The 17,223-nt window shown below is 66.5% G+C and carries 16 protein-coding genes and 1 pseudogene; 11 read left to right on the top strand and 6 right to left on the bottom strand.

The features are described from left to right. Positions 1 to 8: 8 nt before the first annotated feature. Complete coding sequence (locus tag ACNQQL_RS22030) at positions 9 to 1,766, bottom strand: ABC transporter permease (protein WP_072440878.1); 1,758 nt, start codon at positions 1,764 to 1,766, stop codon at positions 9 to 11. A 531-nt stretch (positions 1,767 to 2,297) separates the two neighbouring features. Between ACNQQL_RS22030 and ACNQQL_RS22025 the strand changes: the two genes are divergently transcribed. Beyond that, entirely contained in the window at positions 2,298 to 2,564 is a 267-nt protein-coding gene (locus ACNQQL_RS22025; RefSeq protein WP_027786765.1) for a hypothetical protein, read from the top strand. Positions 2,565 to 2,606: 42 nt separating this feature from the next. Here the strand turns inward: ACNQQL_RS22025 and ACNQQL_RS22020 are convergent, their stop codons facing one another. Next, positions 2,607 to 3,923, bottom strand: a complete 1,317-nt coding sequence (locus tag ACNQQL_RS22020; protein WP_347065666.1) for an ATP-binding protein — start codon at positions 3,921 to 3,923, stop codon at positions 2,607 to 2,609. Beyond that, positions 3,907 to 4,632 carry a response regulator gene (locus ACNQQL_RS22015; RefSeq protein WP_009693256.1) on the bottom strand — a complete coding sequence of 242 codons (726 nt, stop codon included), beginning with the start codon at positions 4,630 to 4,632 and terminating at the stop codon, positions 3,907 to 3,909. Before ACNQQL_RS22015 ends, ACNQQL_RS22020 begins: the two co-directional genes overlap by 17 nt. A 224-nt stretch (positions 4,633 to 4,856) precedes the next feature. On the opposite strand from ACNQQL_RS22015, the gene ACNQQL_RS22010 reads away from it, so the two are divergent. The 5 genes from ACNQQL_RS22010 (at position 4,857) to ACNQQL_RS21990 (ending at position 9,045) form a co-directional block, all read left to right on the top strand. Continuing rightward, a complete protein-coding gene (locus ACNQQL_RS22010) occupies positions 4,857 to 5,405 on the top strand; it encodes a Spy/CpxP family protein refolding chaperone (RefSeq protein ID WP_347065664.1) in 549 nt (182 codons plus the stop codon). 430 nt (positions 5,406 to 5,835) lie between these two features. Next, a complete protein-coding gene (locus ACNQQL_RS22005) occupies positions 5,836 to 6,618 on the top strand; it encodes an ABC transporter substrate-binding protein (protein WP_143155758.1) in 783 nt (260 codons plus the stop codon). Positions 6,619 to 6,847: 229 nt separating this feature from the next. After that, complete coding sequence (locus ACNQQL_RS22000) at positions 6,848 to 7,537, top strand: ABC transporter permease (protein WP_034184766.1); 690 nt, start codon at positions 6,848 to 6,850, stop codon at positions 7,535 to 7,537. After that, the gene (locus tag ACNQQL_RS21995; RefSeq protein ID WP_072440885.1) at positions 7,534 to 8,247 is read left to right on the top strand and encodes an ABC transporter permease; all 714 of its coding nucleotides are present in this window, start codon (positions 7,534 to 7,536) and stop codon (positions 8,245 to 8,247) included. Before ACNQQL_RS22000 ends, ACNQQL_RS21995 begins: the two co-directional genes overlap by 4 nt. 18 nt (positions 8,248 to 8,265) lie before the next feature. Then, positions 8,266 to 9,045: an ABC transporter ATP-binding protein gene (locus ACNQQL_RS21990; RefSeq protein ID WP_347065661.1), complete on the top strand. Its 780-nt coding sequence runs from the start codon at positions 8,266 to 8,268 to the stop codon at positions 9,043 to 9,045. A gap of 54 nt (positions 9,046 to 9,099) precedes the next feature. Here the strand turns inward: ACNQQL_RS21990 and ACNQQL_RS21985 are convergent, their stop codons facing one another. Beyond that, on the bottom strand, positions 9,100 to 9,597 hold the full coding sequence (locus tag ACNQQL_RS21985) for a GNAT family N-acetyltransferase (RefSeq protein ID WP_347065659.1): 498 nt from the start codon (positions 9,595 to 9,597) through the stop codon (positions 9,100 to 9,102). A 133-nt stretch (positions 9,598 to 9,730) separates the two neighbouring features. Here ACNQQL_RS21985 and ACNQQL_RS21980 point away from each other — a divergent pair, with 133 nt between their 5' ends. Together ACNQQL_RS21980 and ACNQQL_RS21975 are read left to right on the top strand one after the other, a co-directional pair. After that, positions 9,731 to 10,657, top strand: coding sequence for a LysR family transcriptional regulator (locus tag ACNQQL_RS21980; RefSeq protein ID WP_347065731.1), 927 nt, complete (start codon positions 9,731 to 9,733; stop codon positions 10,655 to 10,657). Between the two features lie 556 nt (positions 10,658 to 11,213). After that, positions 11,214 to 12,299, top strand: coding sequence for a porin (locus ACNQQL_RS21975; protein WP_072440952.1), 1,086 nt, complete (start codon positions 11,214 to 11,216; stop codon positions 12,297 to 12,299). Positions 12,300 to 12,439: 140 nt separating this feature from the next. Here ACNQQL_RS21975 and ACNQQL_RS21970 read toward each other — a convergent pair whose 3' ends face one another. Continuing rightward, positions 12,440 to 12,778: a P-II family nitrogen regulator gene (locus tag ACNQQL_RS21970; RefSeq protein ID WP_006398637.1), complete on the bottom strand. Its 339-nt coding sequence runs from the start codon at positions 12,776 to 12,778 to the stop codon at positions 12,440 to 12,442. Between the two features lie 89 nt (positions 12,779 to 12,867). After that, on the bottom strand, positions 12,868 to 14,589 hold the full coding sequence (locus ACNQQL_RS21965; protein ID WP_347065657.1) for an NAD+ synthase: 1,722 nt from the start codon (positions 14,587 to 14,589) through the stop codon (positions 12,868 to 12,870). A 109-nt stretch (positions 14,590 to 14,698) separates the two neighbouring features. Between ACNQQL_RS21965 and ACNQQL_RS21960 the strand changes: the two genes are divergently transcribed. From ACNQQL_RS21960 to ACNQQL_RS21950, 3 genes and pseudogenes are all read left to right on the top strand, one after another. Next, complete coding sequence (locus ACNQQL_RS21960; protein ID WP_347065656.1) at positions 14,699 to 15,877, top strand: GNAT family N-acetyltransferase; 1,179 nt, start codon at positions 14,699 to 14,701, stop codon at positions 15,875 to 15,877. A 97-nt stretch (positions 15,878 to 15,974) separates the two neighbouring features. Further along, positions 15,975 to 16,238: pseudogene (locus ACNQQL_RS21955) on the top strand (helix-turn-helix transcriptional regulator); the annotation flags it as partial. A 49-nt stretch (positions 16,239 to 16,287) separates the two neighbouring features. Continuing rightward, complete coding sequence (locus ACNQQL_RS21950) at positions 16,288 to 17,172, top strand: GIY-YIG nuclease family protein (RefSeq protein WP_347065655.1); 885 nt, start codon at positions 16,288 to 16,290, stop codon at positions 17,170 to 17,172. Positions 17,173 to 17,223 lie beyond the last annotated feature (51 nt).

The following is a 17,223-nucleotide window of genomic DNA, read 5'->3' as shown; positions in this document are numbered from 1 at the left end:
AATCGGTCTCAGTCGAGCCGCAGCTTCGCTTCGGCGAAGGCATACAGCGGACGCCACAGCAGACGGTTGAACAGGGTGACGAACAGGGACATCACGGCGATGCCCAGGATGATCTTCGGAAAGTCGCCGGCGGCGGTCGTTTGCGCGATGTACGCGCCGAGGCCGTGCGCCTCGATCCTGGTGTTGCCCCACTGCACGGCTTCCGACACGATGCTCGCGTTCCACGCGCCGCCCGATGCGGTGATCGCTCCGGTCACGTAGTACGGGAAGATGCCGGGCAGGATCGCCTGCCGCCACCATTGCCAGCCGCGGATGCGGAAGTTCGTCGCCGCTTCGCGATAGTCGTTCGGGTAGGACGTTGCGCCGGCGATCACGTTGAACAGGATATACCACTGCGTACCGAGCACGATCAGCGGCGACAGCCAGATATCGGGGTTCAGGTGGAAGCGCGCGATCACGATCACGAACACCGGGAACAGCAGGTTGGCCGGGAACGCGGCGAGGAACTGCGCGAGCGGCTGCAGCTTCTCGGCCAGCCTCGGGCGCAGCCCGACCCACACGCCGATCGGCACCCAGATCACCGATGCGATCGCGATCAACACGACCACGCGCAGCAGCGTGATGAGCCCGAGCATGATCACATGGCCGACCTCGGCCATCGTCACGCCGGTCGAAACGAAACTGACGACACGCCACACGATATAGGCCGTGCCGATCAGCACGAGGGCCGCCCATGCGATGTCGACCGTGCGCGACGCCTTCTTCTCGACGCGCGGCAGCGTGAAGCGCATCGCGCCCGACAGCGGCAGGCGCAGCGGAATCCGCGCCGCCTTGGCGAAGAACCAGCCGGCCGGCACGAGCAGTTGATGGATCAGGCGCGTGCGGCGAACGAGGTCGAGCAGCCACGATTCCGGCGCATTGCCCGAGCTCGTGTTCTCCATCCGGAACTTGTCGGCCCACGCGACGAGCGGGCGGAACAGGAACTGGTCATAGGCGAGGATCACGACCGTCATCGTGAGGATCACCCAGCCGATCGCGCCGAAGTTCTTCTCCGAGATCGCCTGCGCGAGATACGCGCCGATCCCCGGCAGCGTGATCGTCTGGTTGCCGACCGTGATGGCCTCCGACGCGACGACGAAGAACCAGCCGCCCGACATCGACATCATCATGTTCCAGATCAGGCCCGGCATCGAGAACGGCACCTCGAGCTTCCAGAAGCGCTGCCAGGACGTCAGGTGGAAGCCCCGCGACACTTCATCGAGATCGCGCGGCACCGTGCGCAGCGACTGGTAGAAGCTGAACGTCATGTTCCACGCCTGGCTCGTGAAGATCGCGAAGATCGCCGCAAGCTCCGCGCCGAGCACACGGCTCGGGAACAGCGCGAGGAAGAACGTGACCGTAAACGAGATGAACCCGAGCACCGGCACCGACTGCAGGATGTCGAGGATCGGGATCAGCACCATGCCCGCACGGCGGCTTTTCGCGGCGAGCGTGCCGTAGACGAGCGTAAACACGAGCGCCGCGACCATCGCGGCCAGCATCCGCAACGTGGTGCGCAACGCGTATTCGGGCAGGTTCGACGGATCGAGCGAGATCTTCTGCGTCTGCAGCACGCCGATCGGCGCCATCGTTTCGTGGAAACCGACGACCGCCATCGCGATCAGGCAGATGATCAGCGGAAACGCGATGAAGTCCCACCGGTTCGGCAGAACGCGCCACGCGGACGCGTTGGCGGTCCGGTTCGGATTGAAGAATCCGACGTCCATCAGGCGCCCTCCCCGGTAAGGCCGAACGAAGCCGGCAGTCGATGTTGATTCATGGCAAAGCGCACGGGCGCGGTAATTCGATTGACTGACGATCTCGCGCGGGCGCAATGCGCCGTGCGTGCAAGCTGCGCCCCGCGCGGTCGCGGTCGAGTCGGCCCGCGACGGCACGACACTACACCAACCTGTATTTCAGGTACAACCGTCCGGCGACGGCGCGACGGCGCCCCCCGCGCAGGCGGCGCACGGATCGTGCCCGGCGCGCGGGCGGACGGCGGGTGCACGGTACGGAGCAGCCCGGCCGCAGTCCTTCGGCCGGCATGCAGGCCCGAATTATGCCGTGATCCGGGCCGGCCGTGAACCCGCCAGCGGCACGCGGGTGCAAACCGTGCCGGGCATCAACAGCCGGACAAGGCGAAGCGGGTATGATCGGGGCTAGCCCCCAGGGTCTGTTGCGGCCGTTCTCGTGGCAACGCATGCGCGCTCCATACGTAAACAGACCTCGGGGATCGATCGACGAGCGGGAGGAAGGGAATGGCAGGAAACTTGGTGATCGTCTGCCGCGATCAGGATGCCGACGCGTTCTACGAACTGATGCAGGAGTACGGGTCGTTCCAGACGCGGCTGTCGTCGACGGCGTGGTACCTGAACATGAACGTCGTGCCGGAATCGCTGCAGGAGGAAATCCTGGAGCGCCTCGGCCGGTATACGACCGTCTATATCTTCGAGGCCACCAGCGTGACCTACAACACGATCGACAGCAACGCGGCCGAGACGCTCGGCACGCTGTTCGGCGAATGATGCCGCGCGGCGCTTGCCGGCCCGGGCAGGCGCCGTAGCCGCTTACGCGGCCTGTGCGTGGTGTTCGTCCTTCGGCACGACCTCGAACGGGAACGTCATCGCGACGCGCAGGCCGCCTTCGGGGCGGTTGCCGATGTCGCAGGTCCCGCCCAGCCTGAGCACGAGCCGCTCGACGATCGCAAGCCCGAGCCCGCTGTGGCCGTTGCCGCCGCGTGCGGGGTCGAGCCGCACGAACGGCCGCGTCGCGACCGCGAGGTCGCGCGGCGCGATCCCGCCGCCGCTGTCGCTGACCGCCAGCACGTAGCCGGTCGGCGTGCGCGCCGTCTCGACGAATACGGGCGGCGCGCCGTACGCATGCGCGTTGTCCAGCAGGTTCGACAGGATCCGGTCGAGCGTCGCCGTCGGCAGCCGGAAGTTCGGATCGGCGTCGAGCCGCGTCTGGACCGTCGGTGCGTTCGGCGCGACCGCACGATAGCTGCGTGCGATCCGCTCGCACGCCTGGTCGACCGGCACCGGCTCGCTGCGATCGGACCCGCCGTGCGCAAACACCAGAAACTGGTCGACGATGTGCGACATCGAGTCGACGTCGCGCACGACGCCGTCGCGCAAGCGCGCGTCGTCCATCATTTCCGCGCGCAGGCGCATCCGCGCAAGCGGCGTGCGCAGGTCGTGCGCAACGCCCGCCAGCATCACCGCGCGGTCGTTGTCGGCCTGCGACACCTGCTCGACCATCTGGTTGAAGCCATGCGTGAGCTGGCGCAGCTCGCGCGGGCCGCGCTCGCGCAGCGGCGGCACCGGCTGCCCGCGGCCGAAGCGCGCGACTGCGCGCGCGAGCGAGCGCAGCGGCTGCTGCAGCTGCCAGGCCGCGAACAGCGCGGCGATCACGCCGGCCGAGAAGATCGTGCCGAGCCACAACAGCATCCGATCCAGCGAGCGCGGCGGACGCAGCGGCTGCACGGGCACCACGATCCAGTTGCGGTCGGTCGGCTCCTTGACCCACAGCACCGGCGGATGGCCCGGCGCGCCGATCTCGACGCGCGTACCGGGCGGCATCCGCTCGCCGACATCGTCGCGGAACCGCTTGAGTGCCGCCGGCAGGTTCGACAGATCGCCGTTCGGCACGTCGGCGCTGTCCGGCGTCACGAGCCGCACGCGCGACGGCAACGGCTGGTCGGGCGTGCGTTCGACGTGCTGGCGCACCGCGTCGACCAGGAACGCGGCCTCCTCGACCGCGTAGCGCGTCTGCATCTGGTTGCGCTCGAGCCGCATCGCGAAAAACCACGCGAAGTGCGACAGGAGCAGGACGCCGACGACGAGCAGCGCGAGCCGCCCGAACAGCGAATCAATGGGTTTGCGCATGGGCCTCGCCGTCGGGCACGAACACGTAGCCGCGCCCGCGGACCGTCTGGATGAAGCGCGGCGTCGACGGATCCGTTTCGAGGATGCGGCGCAGGCGCCACACCTGGACGTCGATGCCGCGGTCGGTGCCGTCGTACTCGGGCCCGTGCAGCAGCTCGAGCAGCCGCTCGCGCGTGAGCGTGCGCAGCGCATGGTTCACGAAGATCTTCAGCAGCGCGAATTCGCTGCTCGACAGCGTCGCCGGCTTGCCGTCGACCGACAGCGTGCGCGCCTGGAAGTCGAGCACGAAGCGGCCGAACGCGAACGGTTCGCGCTGTTCGGGCGCGGCCGCCGACGGCGTCGCGCGGCGGCGGCGCAGCACGGCCTGCACGCGCGCGAGCAGCTCGCGCGGGTTGAACGGCTTGCCGAGGTAGTCGTCCGCGCCGAGTTCGAGCCCGACGATGCGGTCGACGTCGTCCGCACGCGCGGTCAGCATGATCACGGGAATGTCGTCGCCGGCCGCGCGCAACTGGCGCAGCGCGGTCAGGCCGTCCACGCCCGGCATCATCAGGTCCAGCACGATCAGGTCGGGCCGCTCGCGCTCGAGACGCTTCTCGAGCGTCGCCGCGTCGTGCAGCACGGACACTTCCATCCCCTGGCGCACGAGATAGTCGCGCAGCAGGTCTCGGAGTTCTTGGTCGTCGTCGACGATGAGGATCTGGGTAGTCATGGCTCGAAGTTTACCGCGCGAGGGCGGGGTCGAAGAACGAAACAAAGGGATGAAAGGGTTACTGCGGGTTACCGCGCAAGGGAACTGTAATGCGCGGTAACCGGGCCGCCGCCCCACGTAACACCGGCCGGGGCCGGCATCGCTAACCTGCTTCTTACCGGATGCGGTACACAGCTTTCCCCGTACCGCATCGCCGGACCCTTTGGATACAAGGAGTTTCTGAAATGTATAAGAAGACTTCCCGCGTGGCCATCGCGGCCGCCACTGTGCTCGCTCTCGCATTCGGCACCGCGCATGCCGCGCCGCCCACCGACATGCCGCCGCCGGGCGGCCCCGGCATGCACCAGATGCACGGGCACGACGGCGGCCCGTTCGGCGCAATCATGAAACTGCACGACCAGCTGAAGCTCAACGCGTCGCAGGAACAGCAATGGCAGACGGCCGTCAATACGATGAAGCAGAACCGTGATGCGATGCGCAAGAGCCACGAGCAGATGCGCGAGCAGTTCAAGGCGCAGCAGAACCAGCCGATCCTCGACCTGAACGCGATGCACGCCGCGCGCCAGCAGGCCGAACAGCAGAACGCGCAACTGCGCGAACAGACGTCCGCCGCGTGGCTCGCGTTCTACAACGGACTGAACGACCAGCAGAAGACCACGGTCAGCACGGCGCTCAAGCAGCAGTACGCGCAGATGCAGCAGCGCCACGAGAAGATGAAGGAGCGCTGGGAACAGCATCGTGCGGCCAAGGGCGCATCGGCGCCGGTGCAGTAAGCCGGCAAGCCGCTCCGCGGAGTGGCGCCGAAGGGGACGCAGGCTCCGGCTCGCGTCCCTTTTTTTTGTTTCACACGACGTCGAACAGCAGCACCTCGGCCGCGCGCGAACGTGACCGCGTCCACGCCGCAATCCATCGGCCGCGCGCCGGATCGTTGCATCCGCGACCGCAATTGACGCAATACCCGTTGAGAATACCGCGATTGCCGCAACAGCCGAATCAAAGAATCGAAGAATCGATCGATCGCGCCGGATTGCCGTTTTCCGGGTATCGCGTTCGGGTAAAATACCGCCCTTTTGGCGTTCGCCCGTCCGGCGGCCGCCATCGCCAGAACGCCGATCGGCGAATTTTGGCCGTCTAGAATACGCCGCGGCGCCCGGTCCGACCGGCCGCGAGCGCCCCCGGAAAGTCAGCAACAGAAGGATGGAAATGAAGAAGGCCGCCCTGTGCGCCGCCCTCGCCCTCGTGGCGGGCAGCGCCTTCGCGAAGGAGTGGAAGACCGTGCGGATCGGCGTTGATGCCAGCTACCCGCCGTTCGAGTCGACCGCGCCGAGCGGCGAGATCGTCGGTTTCGACGTCGATCTCACCAAGGAGATCTGCAAGCGGATCAACGTGAAATGCGTGTGGGTGGCGCAGGACCTCGACGGAATCATCCCGGCGCTGAAGGCGAAGAAGTACGACGTCATCGTGTCGTCGCTGACCGTCACGGACAAGCGCCGCGAGCAGATCGACTTCTCCGACAAGGTGTACGACGCACCAGCGCGGATGATCGCAAAGACCGGCTCGCCGCTGCTGCCGACGGTCGCGTCGCTGAAAGGCAAGCGCGTCGGCGTCGAGCAGGGCTCGACGCAGGAAACCTACGCGAAGGCGTACTGGGAACCGCAGGGCGTGACGGTCATTCCTTACCAGAATCAGGACCAGGTCTATACCGATCTCGGCTCGGGCCGCCTCGACGCGACGCTGCAGGACGAACTGCAGGCCGACTACGGCTTCCTGCGCACGCCGCGCGGCAAGGGCTTCGCATTCGCCGGGCCGGAAGTGAAGGATCCGAAAACGATCGGCGACGGCACCGCGATCGGCCTGCGCAAGGAAGATACGGACCTGAAGCTCAAGATCAACAACGCGCTGGCCGACATGCACAAGGACGGCACGTACGACCGGTTGTCGCACAAGTACTTCTCGTTCAGCGTCTATTCGGCTTCGGCCCGCTGAGCGCCGACAAGAAGAAGCAACGGATGCGGGGGCGGCCCTGCGTCCGGGCAGTACTGGCAGTCAACCACGCGCCGCCCGCCCCCTTGCCCGCCGCTCGCGCGACGGGCTGGCCCGGCACCGTTGCCGGGGCGGACGGTCATGATACGCACGGGGCGTTCCGCGCAGCTTGGCGGGCGCGTCTTTCGCGGCGCACCGCGTGCGCCCTCAGGGACCACACCAGGGACCACATATGTTTCTACAAGGTTACGGCCCGCTGATCCTCGCAGGCACCTGGCAAACCGTCAAACTGGCGGTGCTTTCGCTCGCGCTGTCGTTCCTGCTGGGTCTGCTCGGCGCGGGTGCGAAGCTGTCGCGCAATCGCGTGACGCACGGCATCGGCACCGTCTACACGACGCTGATCCGCGGCGTGCCCGACCTCGTGCTGATGCTGCTGCTGTTCTACAGCCTGCAGATCTGGCTGAACATCGCGACCGACGCGCTCGGCTGGGACCAGATCGACATCGACCCGTTCCTCGCCGGCGTGCTCGTGCTCGGCTTCATCTACGGCGCGTACTTCACCGAGACGTTCCGCGGCGCGTTCCTGTCGGTGCCGCGCGGCCAACTCGAGGCCGGCAGCGCGTACGGGATGACGAACTGGCAGGTATTCACGCGGATCATGTTCCCGCAGATGATGCGCTTCGCGCTGCCGGGCATCGGCAACAACTGGCAGGTGCTCGTGAAGTCGACCGCGCTCGTGTCGATCATCGGCCTGGCCGACGTCGTGAAGGCGTCGCAGGACGCCGGCAAGGGCACGCTGCGGTTCTTCTTCTTCACGCTGATCGCGGGAGCGGTCTACCTCGCCATCACGACGATCTCGAACTTCGTGCTGATGTGGCTCGAAAAGCGCTACTCGACCGGTGTCCGCAAGGCTGACCTATGATCGAACTCATCCAAGAATACTGGCGCAACTATCTCTACACCGACGGCTATCGCATCACCGGCGTCGCGATCACGCTGTGGCTGCTGGTCGTGTCGATCGGCCTCGGCTTCTGCCTGTCGGTACCGCTCGCGGTCGCGCGCGTATCGAAGAGGAAGTGGCTGTCGAGCGCCGTGTGGCTCTATACATACGTGTTCCGCGGCACGCCGCTCTACGTGCAGCTGCTGCTCTGCTACACGGGCCTCTACAGCCTGCAGGCCGTGCGCGGCACGCCGATGCTCGACGCGTTCTTCCGCGACGGGATGCACTGCACGCTGCTCGCGTTCACGCTGAACACCTGCGCGTACACCACCGAGATCTTCGCGGGCGCGATCAAGGCGACGTCGTACGGCGAGATCGAAGCCGCGCGCGCGTACGGGATGACGCCGTTCACGATGTACCGCCGCGTGATCCTGCCGTCGGCGCTGCGCCGCGCGCTGCCGCTGTACAGCAACGAAGTGATCCTGATGCTGCACGCGACGACGGTGGCGTTCACCGCGACCGTGCCGGACATCCTGAAGATCGCCCGCGACGTGAACTCGGCCACCTACATGTCGTTCCACGCGTTCGGCATCGCCGCCCTGCTCTACCTCGCGATCTCGTTCGCGCTCGTGTGGCTGTTCCGCCAGGCCGAGCGCCGCTGGCTCGCGTATCTGCGCCCGCAAGGCAAGTAAGTTTCCGCAGGACTATTGATGAATTCCCAGACCCAGAAGCTTTTCGTCGACGATCTCCACAAACGCTACGGCAGCAACGAGGTGCTCAAGGGCGTGTCGCTGAAGGCGAACGCCGGCGACGTGATCAGCGTGATCGGCTCGTCCGGCTCCGGCAAGAGCACGATGCTCCGCTGCATCAACTTCCTCGAACAGCCGAACGCCGGCCGCATCTTCGTCGACGGCGAGGAAGTGCGCACCACCCTCGACAAGGCCGGCGCGCTGCGCGCGGCCGATCCGAAGCAGTTGCAGCGCGTGCGTACCAAGCTGTCGATGGTGTTCCAGCACTTCAATCTCTGGTCGCACATGAACGTGATCGAGAACGTGATGGAAGCACCGGTGAACGTGCTCGGCATCCCGAAGAAGGAAGCCGAGGATCGCGCGCGTGTGTATCTCGAGAAGGTCGGCCTCGCGCCGCGCGTCGAGAAGCAGTATCCGTCGCACCTGTCGGGCGGCCAGCAACAGCGTGTCGCGATCGCGCGCGCGCTGGCAATGCATCCGGACGTGATGCTGTTCGACGAGCCGACGTCGGCGCTCGACCCGGAGCTGGTGGGCGAAGTGCTGAAGGTGATGCAGAAGCTCGCCGAGGAAGGCCGCACGATGATCGTCGTCACGCATGAGATGGGCTTTGCGCGCAACGTGTCGAATCACGTGATGTTCCTGCACCAGGGCCGCGTCGAGGAAGAAGGCGTGCCGGCCGAGGTGTTTGCCAACCCGAAGAGCGAACGCCTGCGCGGGTTCCTGTCGGGCAGCCTCAAGTAACGCACGCAACGCACGACATGCGAACGGGCGCCCCGCGGGGCGCCCGTTTTGCGTTTACGTGGCGCTCACCGGCGCGCCGTCGGCGAACGCGCGCAGTTCGTCGCCCGCGAGCCGGTAACGCACCCATTCGCTCTGCGGCGCGGCGCCGACGCTCTCGTAGAAACGGATCGCCGGCTCGTTCCAGTCGAGCACGCTCCATTCGAATCGCCCGCAGCCCGATTCGACCGCGATCCGCGCGAGCGCCTTCAGCAGCCGCAACCCGGCGCCCGCGCCGCGAAAGCGCGGCGACACGTACAGATCCTCGAGATACAGCCCCTGCCGGGCAAGCCAGGTCGAATACGAGAAGAAATACACGGCGAAGCCGGCCGGCTCGCCGTCGACCTCGCACACCAGCGCGCGCGCCGGTGAACCTTCGCCGAACAGGCTGCGCTCGAGCGACGCTGGCGTCGCGATCACTTCGTGTTCCGCCTTCTCGTAGACGGCCAGTTCGGTAATGAAACGCAGGATCAGCGGCACGTCGGCGACGGTAGCGGTACGGATGTCGATTTGCACGGGTTGAGCCCTCCTCCGGCCCGGACTTGAAACGGAAAACGGCGCCGCGCAACCGCGCTGGCGCCGATCAGACCGTCATGCTACGTTCATGCCATGCCTGCAGGAAGTGCAGTTTCTTCATCTTGACCTGAACATGATGCATCCCGACCTGCGCCGTCTCGACCTGAACCTGCTGCTCGCGTTCGACGCGCTGTACCGCCACCGGTCGGTCGCCGCGGCCGCGCACGAGCTCGCGATGAGCCCGTCCGCGCTGAGCCACGCGCTCGCGCGGCTGCGCGACGCGATCGGCGACGCGCTGTTCGTGCGCCTCGGCAACGAGATGCAGCCGACCGTGCGCGCCGACGACATCGCCACGTGGGCCGGCGACGCGCTCGACGCGATGTCGAAGGGGCTCGCCCGCGCGCGCCGCTTCGATCCCGCGCAAAGCGATCGCACGTTCGTGTTCGCCGCGACCGACTACACGGCATTCGCGGTGCTGCCGGCGTTCCTCGCGCGCATCCAGCATGTCGCGCCGCGGCTGCGGATCCGCGTTGTGCATTCAGACCGAAAGATTTCCGTCGACGAACTGGCGGCCGGCCGCATCGATTTCGCGCTCGGCTACAACGAGGAATCGACGGCCGACGCGCCGGGTATCGAGGATTTCGACTGGTTCTCCGACGACTACGTCGTGATCGCAAGCGCCGCGCATCCGGACATCCACCGGCGGCTGACGCTCGACCAGTACCTGGCGGCCCGCCACGTGGTCGTCACGCCGTGGAACGAAGCGCGCGGCGTCGTCGACTACGTGCTCGACCGGCTCGGCCTCGCGCGGCAGGTCGCCGTGCAGTTGCCGACCGTGCTCGCCGCGCCGTTCGTGATCGCGGAATCCGCACTCCTGATGACCGTGCCGAACCGCGCCGCGCAGGCGCTGCGGCACGCGGCGCCGATCCGCATCTTCCCCGCGCCGTTCGAAATCCCTCGCTACACGCTGAAGGTCTATTCGCACGCGAAGCATGCGCGCACCGATGCGCACCGCTGGATTCGCGCGCAGCTGCTCGACGCACGGCCGGGCCCGGGCTGAACTCGATACGCCGCAGCCGCACGCCTTATGCGGCGGGCGTTGCAGGCACGGACAGCGGCATCCGGCGGCCGCCGATTCATTACGAAATACTTACCAATTTCGCGTCTTTCGCGTTTACGCCCGCGCCCCTGCAACGTCAATAGTGGCAATCCTTGACCCATGTACGCGGAATTCATGTCTCCCTTGTGCGACAAGGGTTTTCCGGTAATTGCGAACCCCTATGCCACCTGTTGCGCACTGTGTTGCATGGCAAATTGGCGACAGGTGTTAGTCAAACAACGATTTCCATCGCCACAAAATTGTATTTTTGCTAAATTAGTAACCAAAGTAGCAAAACGAAGTTCGTGAAATGTAGTTTAGCTTCACGACACAACAAGGAGACCCCGCAGGCCGACCCGGCTGCGCGGGACCGCTCAACGGTTTTCCGTCTGCTTGCCCGCGTGCCGCGCTTACCGGCCCTGCACGAGGTCTCCCTGGTTATCCCGCTTTTGCCCGGCGCTCGCGCTCCGGGCATCTCGTGCAGTCTGGGTTGACTTTTTGACAGGGTATGGAGGAGATGATGAAGAAAGCTTTGGTCGCGGCCGCGCTGATGGCTGCTGGGGTGGTGACGGCGCACGCGCAGAGCAGCGTCACGCTGTATGGCCGCCTGGATGCAGGCATCGAGTACATGAACGGCCTGCAAGACGGCCACCGAGTACGCGCTGAAAGCGGCGACTGGGGCACGAGCCTGTGGGGCTTGAAGGGTAGCGAGGACATCGGCGGCGGCAACAAGGTCCTGTTCCACCTCGAAGGCGCGTTCAACACGATGAACGGCGGTCTCGGCACGTCCGGCTCGATCTGGGATCGTTTCGCGACGGTCGGCATCTCGAACGACCGCTACGGTACGCTGCTGTTCGGTCGCGAACTCGCGATCGCGAACGGCGTGTGGGACTTCGATCCGCTGGGCCAGTCGAGCTGGTCGTCGGCATCGCTCGTGCGCGGCCGCAACTGGAACAAGACCAGCAACAACGTGTCGTACCAGTCGCCGCAGTTCTACGGCTTCGACTTCTACGGCCAGTTCGCGTTCTCGAACTCCACCAGCTTCAACGGCAACACGACGGCCGGCCAGCCGGGCCGTGCAGCCGGCGCGCAGATCACTTACACGAACTCGCTGTTCCAGTTGCGCGGCATCTACGACGAAACGCGCGACAGCAACGGCCGCTTCTCGGACGTGTTCAACTACTCGCGTGAATACTTCGCGGGCGCGAACGTGTTCCTCGGCCAGTTCAAGCTGCAGGCCGCCTACCAGTCGTCGCACGCGGACGGCAGCGGCGGCCCGGCAGTCAACAACGGCATCACCGGCACCCAGCAGGTCTGGGGCGGCGTGACGTGGCAGGCCACGCCGGCGGCGGCGCTGATCGCGGCCGTGTATCACGTGAACGCGAACCACGGCGGCGGCAACGCGAACATCTACACGGTCGGCGGCACGTACAACATCTCGAAGCGCACGCTGTTCGACGTGCAGGTCGCGACGGTGCGCAACAGCTCGACGGCCAACTTCAGCCTGAACGCGAACGGCGCGGGCACGGCCGTGTCGACCGGCAACCCGCATCCGGGCGGCAGCCAGACCGGCGTCTACGCCGGCATCCAGCACCTGTTCTGATCAGGCGCCGTCCAAAGAACGATTCGACAACACTTTCCACGCTGCTGCGAGAGGCGCGTATCGGTGCGGTACCCAACCGGGTATCGCACCGTTTTTTATTGGCGGGCCGGTTTCGCACGGCCCACTGACGAATACGGTGCTCAGACGGCCGCTTCGTTCTCTTCGCCGGTGCGGATGCGGATCACGCGTTCGACATCCGACACGAAGATCTTGCCGTCGCCGATCTTGCCGGTGCGCGCCGCACCGATCACCGCGTCGATCACCTGGTCGACCTGCGCTTCCGCGACGACCACCTCGATCTTCATCTTCGGCAGGAAGTCGACCACATATTCGGCGCCGCGATACAGCTCGGTATGCCCCTTCTGGCGACCGAAGCCCTTCACTTCCGTCACGGTCAGGCCCGTGAGACCCACTTCGGCGAGCGCTTCGCGGACTTCGTCCAGCTTGAACGGCTTGATGATGGCTGTGATGCGTTTCATGATGGTTGTCCCTCAATGCTCGTTTGGATGAAAAATCGCGATCCCGATTGTAAGCCGTGCAGTAAGCCGTGCGGCAAGCCGCGCACGGGTCAGTCGAGACGCTCGGTAAAGCGTGACGTGATCGGATAGCGCCAGTCGCGCCCGAATGCGCGATGCGTGACGCGGATGCCGATCGGCGCCTGGCGGCGCTTGTATTCGTTGATCTTGATGAGCCGCGTCACGCGTTCGACGTCGGCCTGCGCATAGCCGGCCGCGACGATCTCGGCGAGCGGCCGGTCTTCTTCCATGTACATCCGCATGATCGCGTCGAGTACGTCGTACGGCGGCAGGCTGTCCTGGTCGGTCTGGTTCTCGCGCAGCTCGGCCGACGGCGCGCGCGTCAGGATTCGCTCGGGGATCACGTTGCGCAGCACGTAGTCGGCCGTCTCGTTGCGATAGCGGCAGAGCCGGTACACGAGCGTCTTCGCTATGTCCTTGATCACCGCGAAACCACCGGCCATGTCGCCGTACAGCGTGCAGTAACCGACCGCCATCTCGCTCTTGTTGCCGGTCGTCAGCACGATCGAGCCGAACTTGTTCGACAGCGCCATCAGCAGCGTGCCGCGGATGCGCGCCTGGATGTTCTCCTCGGTCGCGTCTTCAGCGAGGCCCGCGAACTCGCCCGCGAGCGACGCGCGGAATGCGTCGAACATCGGCGCGATCGCGATCTCGTCGTAGCGCACGCAGACGCGCCGCGCCATCTCCGCCGCATCGGTGGTCGAGATGTCGGCCGTGAAGCGCGACGGCATCATCACCGCGCGCACGCGTTCGGGCCCGAGCGCATCGCATGCGACGGCCAGCACCAGCGCCGAATCGACGCCGCCCGACAGCCCGACGAGCACGCCGGGAAATCCGTTCTTGCCGATGTAGTCGCGCACGCCGGTCACGAGCGCGCGGTACACCTGCGCATCCGTCGATAGCTCGGGCGTGATCGCGCCGGGCAGCGGTCGCGCGCCGTCGAATTCGACGATCGCGTGCCCTTCGTCGAACTGCGGCATCTTCGCGACGAGCGCGCCCTGCGCGTCGAGCACGAACGAGCCGCCGTCGAACACGAGCTCGTCCTGGCCGCCGACGAGGTTCACGTACACCATCGGCAGCCCGGTCTCGCGAATCCGCGCGCGCAGGATGTCGATGCGCACCGCTTCCTTGTTCATGTGGTACGGCGAGCCGTTCGGGATCAGCAGCACCTGCGCGCCGGCCGCCTTCGCGATCTGCGCGGCCGACGCGTGCCACGCGTCCTCGCAGATGATCACGCCGTATTTCACGCCGTTCAGCTCGAACACGAGCGGCTCGGCGTCCGTCGCGAAATAGCGCTTCTCGTCGAACACCTCGGCGTTGGGCAGATCCTGCTTGCGGTAGGTGCCGACGATCTCGCCGCCGACGATCAGCGACACCGCGTTGAAGGTGTCGGTGGGTGGCACGCCGCGCTCGATCGGGCGGTTTGCATTACCATCGACGGCTGACGCGAGCGGAGCCCCGCCCGGCGGATCGCCGCCCACGCCGCGCAACGGATGGCCGACCAGCACCGCGAGCCCGTCGAACGCCTTCAGCGCGTCGGCGAGCGAGTCGAGCGCGGCGGCGGCCGCCGCGTAGAACGCGGGCCGCAGCAGCAGGTCTTCCGGCGGATAGCCGGACAGCGCGAGTTCGGGCGCGACCATCAGGTGCGCACCATCGTTGTGCGCAGCGCGCGCGGCTGCGACGATGCGCGCGACGTTGCCGGCGAAATCGCCGACGGTGACGTTGATCTGGGCGAGAGCGAGTCGGGTCTTCATGACGGGATCGGCGCAGCCCGGCGGCGCGCCCTGAACGGCTGACGAAATCGTCCCGGACGCGGGCCACGGCGGCACGCATCCGGCAACATCCAACGGTACGGATTCACGCTTGAAACACGAACGCATCGATTATCGCACGGGCATCCTGTCGTCCCCCGCGGAGGTGCCGGCCGAAGAATGGAACGCGCTGCTCGCGCGCGACGCGCAGCCGACGCCGTTCCTGCGCCACGAATTCCTCGACGCGCTGCACGTCGCGCGCTGCGCGGTCGACGACACCGGCTGGTCGCCGCACTTCGTCACGCTGACCGATGCGGGCACCGGCCGCCTCGTTGCCGCCGCGCCCGTCTACGCGAAGCAGCATTCGTACGGCGAATACGTGTTCGACTGGGCGTGGGCCGACGCGTACCAGCGCAACGACCTGCCCTACTACCCGAAGCTGCTGTGCGCGGTGCCGTTCACGCCGGTGCAGGGCACGCGCCTGCTCGCGGCCGACGACGACGCGCGCCGCCGACTCGCGGCCACGCTGCTCGCATTCGCCGAGCAGAGCGACGTGTCGTCGCTGCACGTACTGTTCCCGACGGGCGACGAAGCGCGGCTCCTCGAATCGATGGGGATGATGCTGCGCGAAGGCGTGCAGTTTCACTGGATCAACGACGGCTACCGCCACTTCGACGATTTCCTCGCCACGCTCGAGCAGAAGAAGCGCAAGAACATCCGCGCGGAACGGCGCAAGGTGCACGATGCGGGCGTGACGTTCCGGCGGCTCACCGGCGACCGGATCACCGACGCCGACTGGCGCTTCTTCTCGCGCTGCTACCGGCAGACCTACCGCGAACACTATTCGAGCCCGTACCTGAACCTCGACTTCTTCCGCACGATCGGCGCGACGATGCCCGAGAACCTGCTGCTCGTGATCGCGGAAGCCGACGGCCAGCCGATCGCGAGCGCGCTCGCCATCTATCGGCGCGGCGAGCACGGCGGCGGCACGCTGTACGGCCGCTACTGGGGTGCGATCGAGCACGTGCCCTGCCTGCATTTCGAAACGGCCTACTATCAGCTGCTCGAATTCTGCATCGAGGCCGGGCTCGATACGTTCGAAGGCGGCGCGCAAGGCGAGCACAAGCTCGCGCGCGGTTTCCTGCCGACCGTCACGCACTCCGCGCACTGGCTCGCGCACCCGGCGTTCTCGGATGCGGTCGCGCGCTTTCTCGAACGCGAGACCGAGCAGATTCACGCGTACGTCGACGAACTGCGCGAACACGATCCGTTCCGGCGCGGCACCGAGTAGCGCGAGACGGGAAGTGCACCGGGTCTGCCTGGCGCATGACGTGCGGGTCGCCCGCAAGCGATACCGCCTGCGCCGGCGACGGCGGATCGCGACGACGCGGCATGTGTGCACGCGCTTTGCGATGTCGCGCTGGACGCTGCGCCGGCGGCTGCATTGCGAAGCGGTCGACTTCCGCACGCTCGTCGCTCACGCGCGGCTCGGCGAGGCGCGCGACCTGCTGCTGAATACGCAATTGCCGATCGGCGAGATCGGCGTGCGCGTCGGCTTCCGGTCCACCAGCGCGTTCACGCGTTTCTTCACGCGCGAACTCGGCGCGGCGCCGAGCCGCTTCCGCGACGGACACGGCGATCGGTGGCGTTGACGCACGCCTTTTCTGAGACACTGGCGGCTTCGCATCCCGCCGCCCTGCCATGTCCTGGTTTCTGTATCTGATCGAATGCGCTGACGACAGCGTCTACACGGGCATCACGACCGACGTCGCCGCGCGCTTCGACGAGCATGCCGCCGGCAAGGGCGCGCGCTACACGCGCTCGCGCAAGCCGCGCGCGGTGCTCGCGTCGTTTCCGCTGCCCGACCGGTCGAGCGCGTCGCGCGCCGAATACTGGGTGAAGCGACTCACGCCCACGCAGAAGCGCGAGCTGGCGGCCGGGTTGCGGACGCTGGAATCGGTGCTGCCGGTTGGTGTGGCGGTCGACGGGAGTGGTGAGGTTGCCGGGTTGAAGGCGGGTGCGCGCGGACGGAAGAAGGTGAAGGCAAAAGCGGAGAACGTCGATAGCGCGACGAAGACGGCTGAAACGGAGCAGCCTGCCGCGAAGACCGCAAAAGCCGGAAAAGCCGAGAAAGCCGAGAAAGCCGAGAAAGCCGAGAAAGCCGAGAAAGCCATCAAGTCTGCGAAAACCGCGAAGACCCGACAAGCCGCCAATGCTCCAAAGGCGGCAAAAGCCGTGCCGATCGCGAAGAACGCGAAGACCGGCGGCGATGCGGTCGTAAAAAAGACCTCGTCGCGCGGCACACCGGCAAAAAAAGACCAACAGGCCGCGTCCCCGTCGTCGAAAAGAAAAACGTCGGCAGCCAGCAGCAAACCCGTCACGAACGGACGCGACGCCGTCGCGCCCGCACCGGTTCGCCGCCGTCCGTCGGCCACGAAATCCGCCGAAGCCACCGAAATCTCCGTTGTCCGTCGCCGCGCCAAACGCGCGAAGGACACACCGAATATCACCACCCCGCCCGCGCCCGCATCGCCTTCCGCACGCAAGAAAACCGCGCGCGCAAAACAAAACCGCGCGGCCTCCTGAGGAGACACGCGCGGTTTTGCGTTTCACACGAACCGGCCGTCCGCCGGCGCG

It is taken from the genome of Burkholderia sp. LFS061, from assembly GCF_047978125.1.
In the GTDB taxonomy this organism is placed as follows: domain Bacteria; phylum Pseudomonadota; class Gammaproteobacteria; order Burkholderiales; family Burkholderiaceae; genus Burkholderia; species Burkholderia pyrrocinia_C.
This window is presented reverse-complemented; position numbering and strand designations above follow the sequence as displayed.

Excerpts from the sequence above, each read along its gene's own strand:
- ACNQQL_RS22030 (WP_072440878.1), bottom strand. The coding sequence starts at position 1,766 with ATGGACGTCGGATTCTTCAATCCGAACCGGACCGCCAACGCGTCCGCG.
- ACNQQL_RS22025 (WP_027786765.1), top strand. The coding sequence starts at position 2,298 with ATGGCAGGAAACTTGGTGATCGTCTGCCGCGATCAGGATGCCGACGCG.
- ACNQQL_RS22020 (WP_347065666.1), bottom strand. The coding sequence starts at position 3,923 with ATGCGCAAACCCATTGATTCGCTGTTCGGGCGGCTCGCGCTGCTCGTC.
- ACNQQL_RS22015 (WP_009693256.1), bottom strand. The coding sequence starts at position 4,632 with ATGACTACCCAGATCCTCATCGTCGACGACGACCAAGAACTCCGAGAC.
- ACNQQL_RS22010 (WP_347065664.1), top strand. The coding sequence starts at position 4,857 with ATGTATAAGAAGACTTCCCGCGTGGCCATCGCGGCCGCCACTGTGCTC.
- ACNQQL_RS22005 (WP_143155758.1), top strand. The coding sequence starts at position 5,836 with ATGAAGAAGGCCGCCCTGTGCGCCGCCCTCGCCCTCGTGGCGGGCAGC.
- ACNQQL_RS22000 (WP_034184766.1), top strand. The coding sequence starts at position 6,848 with ATGTTTCTACAAGGTTACGGCCCGCTGATCCTCGCAGGCACCTGGCAA.
- ACNQQL_RS21995 (WP_072440885.1), top strand. The coding sequence starts at position 7,534 with ATGATCGAACTCATCCAAGAATACTGGCGCAACTATCTCTACACCGAC.
- ACNQQL_RS21990 (WP_347065661.1), top strand. The coding sequence starts at position 8,266 with ATGAATTCCCAGACCCAGAAGCTTTTCGTCGACGATCTCCACAAACGC.
- ACNQQL_RS21980 (WP_347065731.1), top strand. The coding sequence starts at position 9,731 with ATGATGCATCCCGACCTGCGCCGTCTCGACCTGAACCTGCTGCTCGCG.
- ACNQQL_RS21975 (WP_072440952.1), top strand. The coding sequence starts at position 11,214 with ATGATGAAGAAAGCTTTGGTCGCGGCCGCGCTGATGGCTGCTGGGGTG.
- ACNQQL_RS21970 (WP_006398637.1), bottom strand. The coding sequence starts at position 12,778 with ATGAAACGCATCACAGCCATCATCAAGCCGTTCAAGCTGGACGAAGTC.
- ACNQQL_RS21965 (WP_347065657.1), bottom strand. The coding sequence starts at position 14,589 with ATGAAGACCCGACTCGCTCTCGCCCAGATCAACGTCACCGTCGGCGAT.
- ACNQQL_RS21950 (WP_347065655.1), top strand. The coding sequence starts at position 16,288 with ATGTCCTGGTTTCTGTATCTGATCGAATGCGCTGACGACAGCGTCTAC.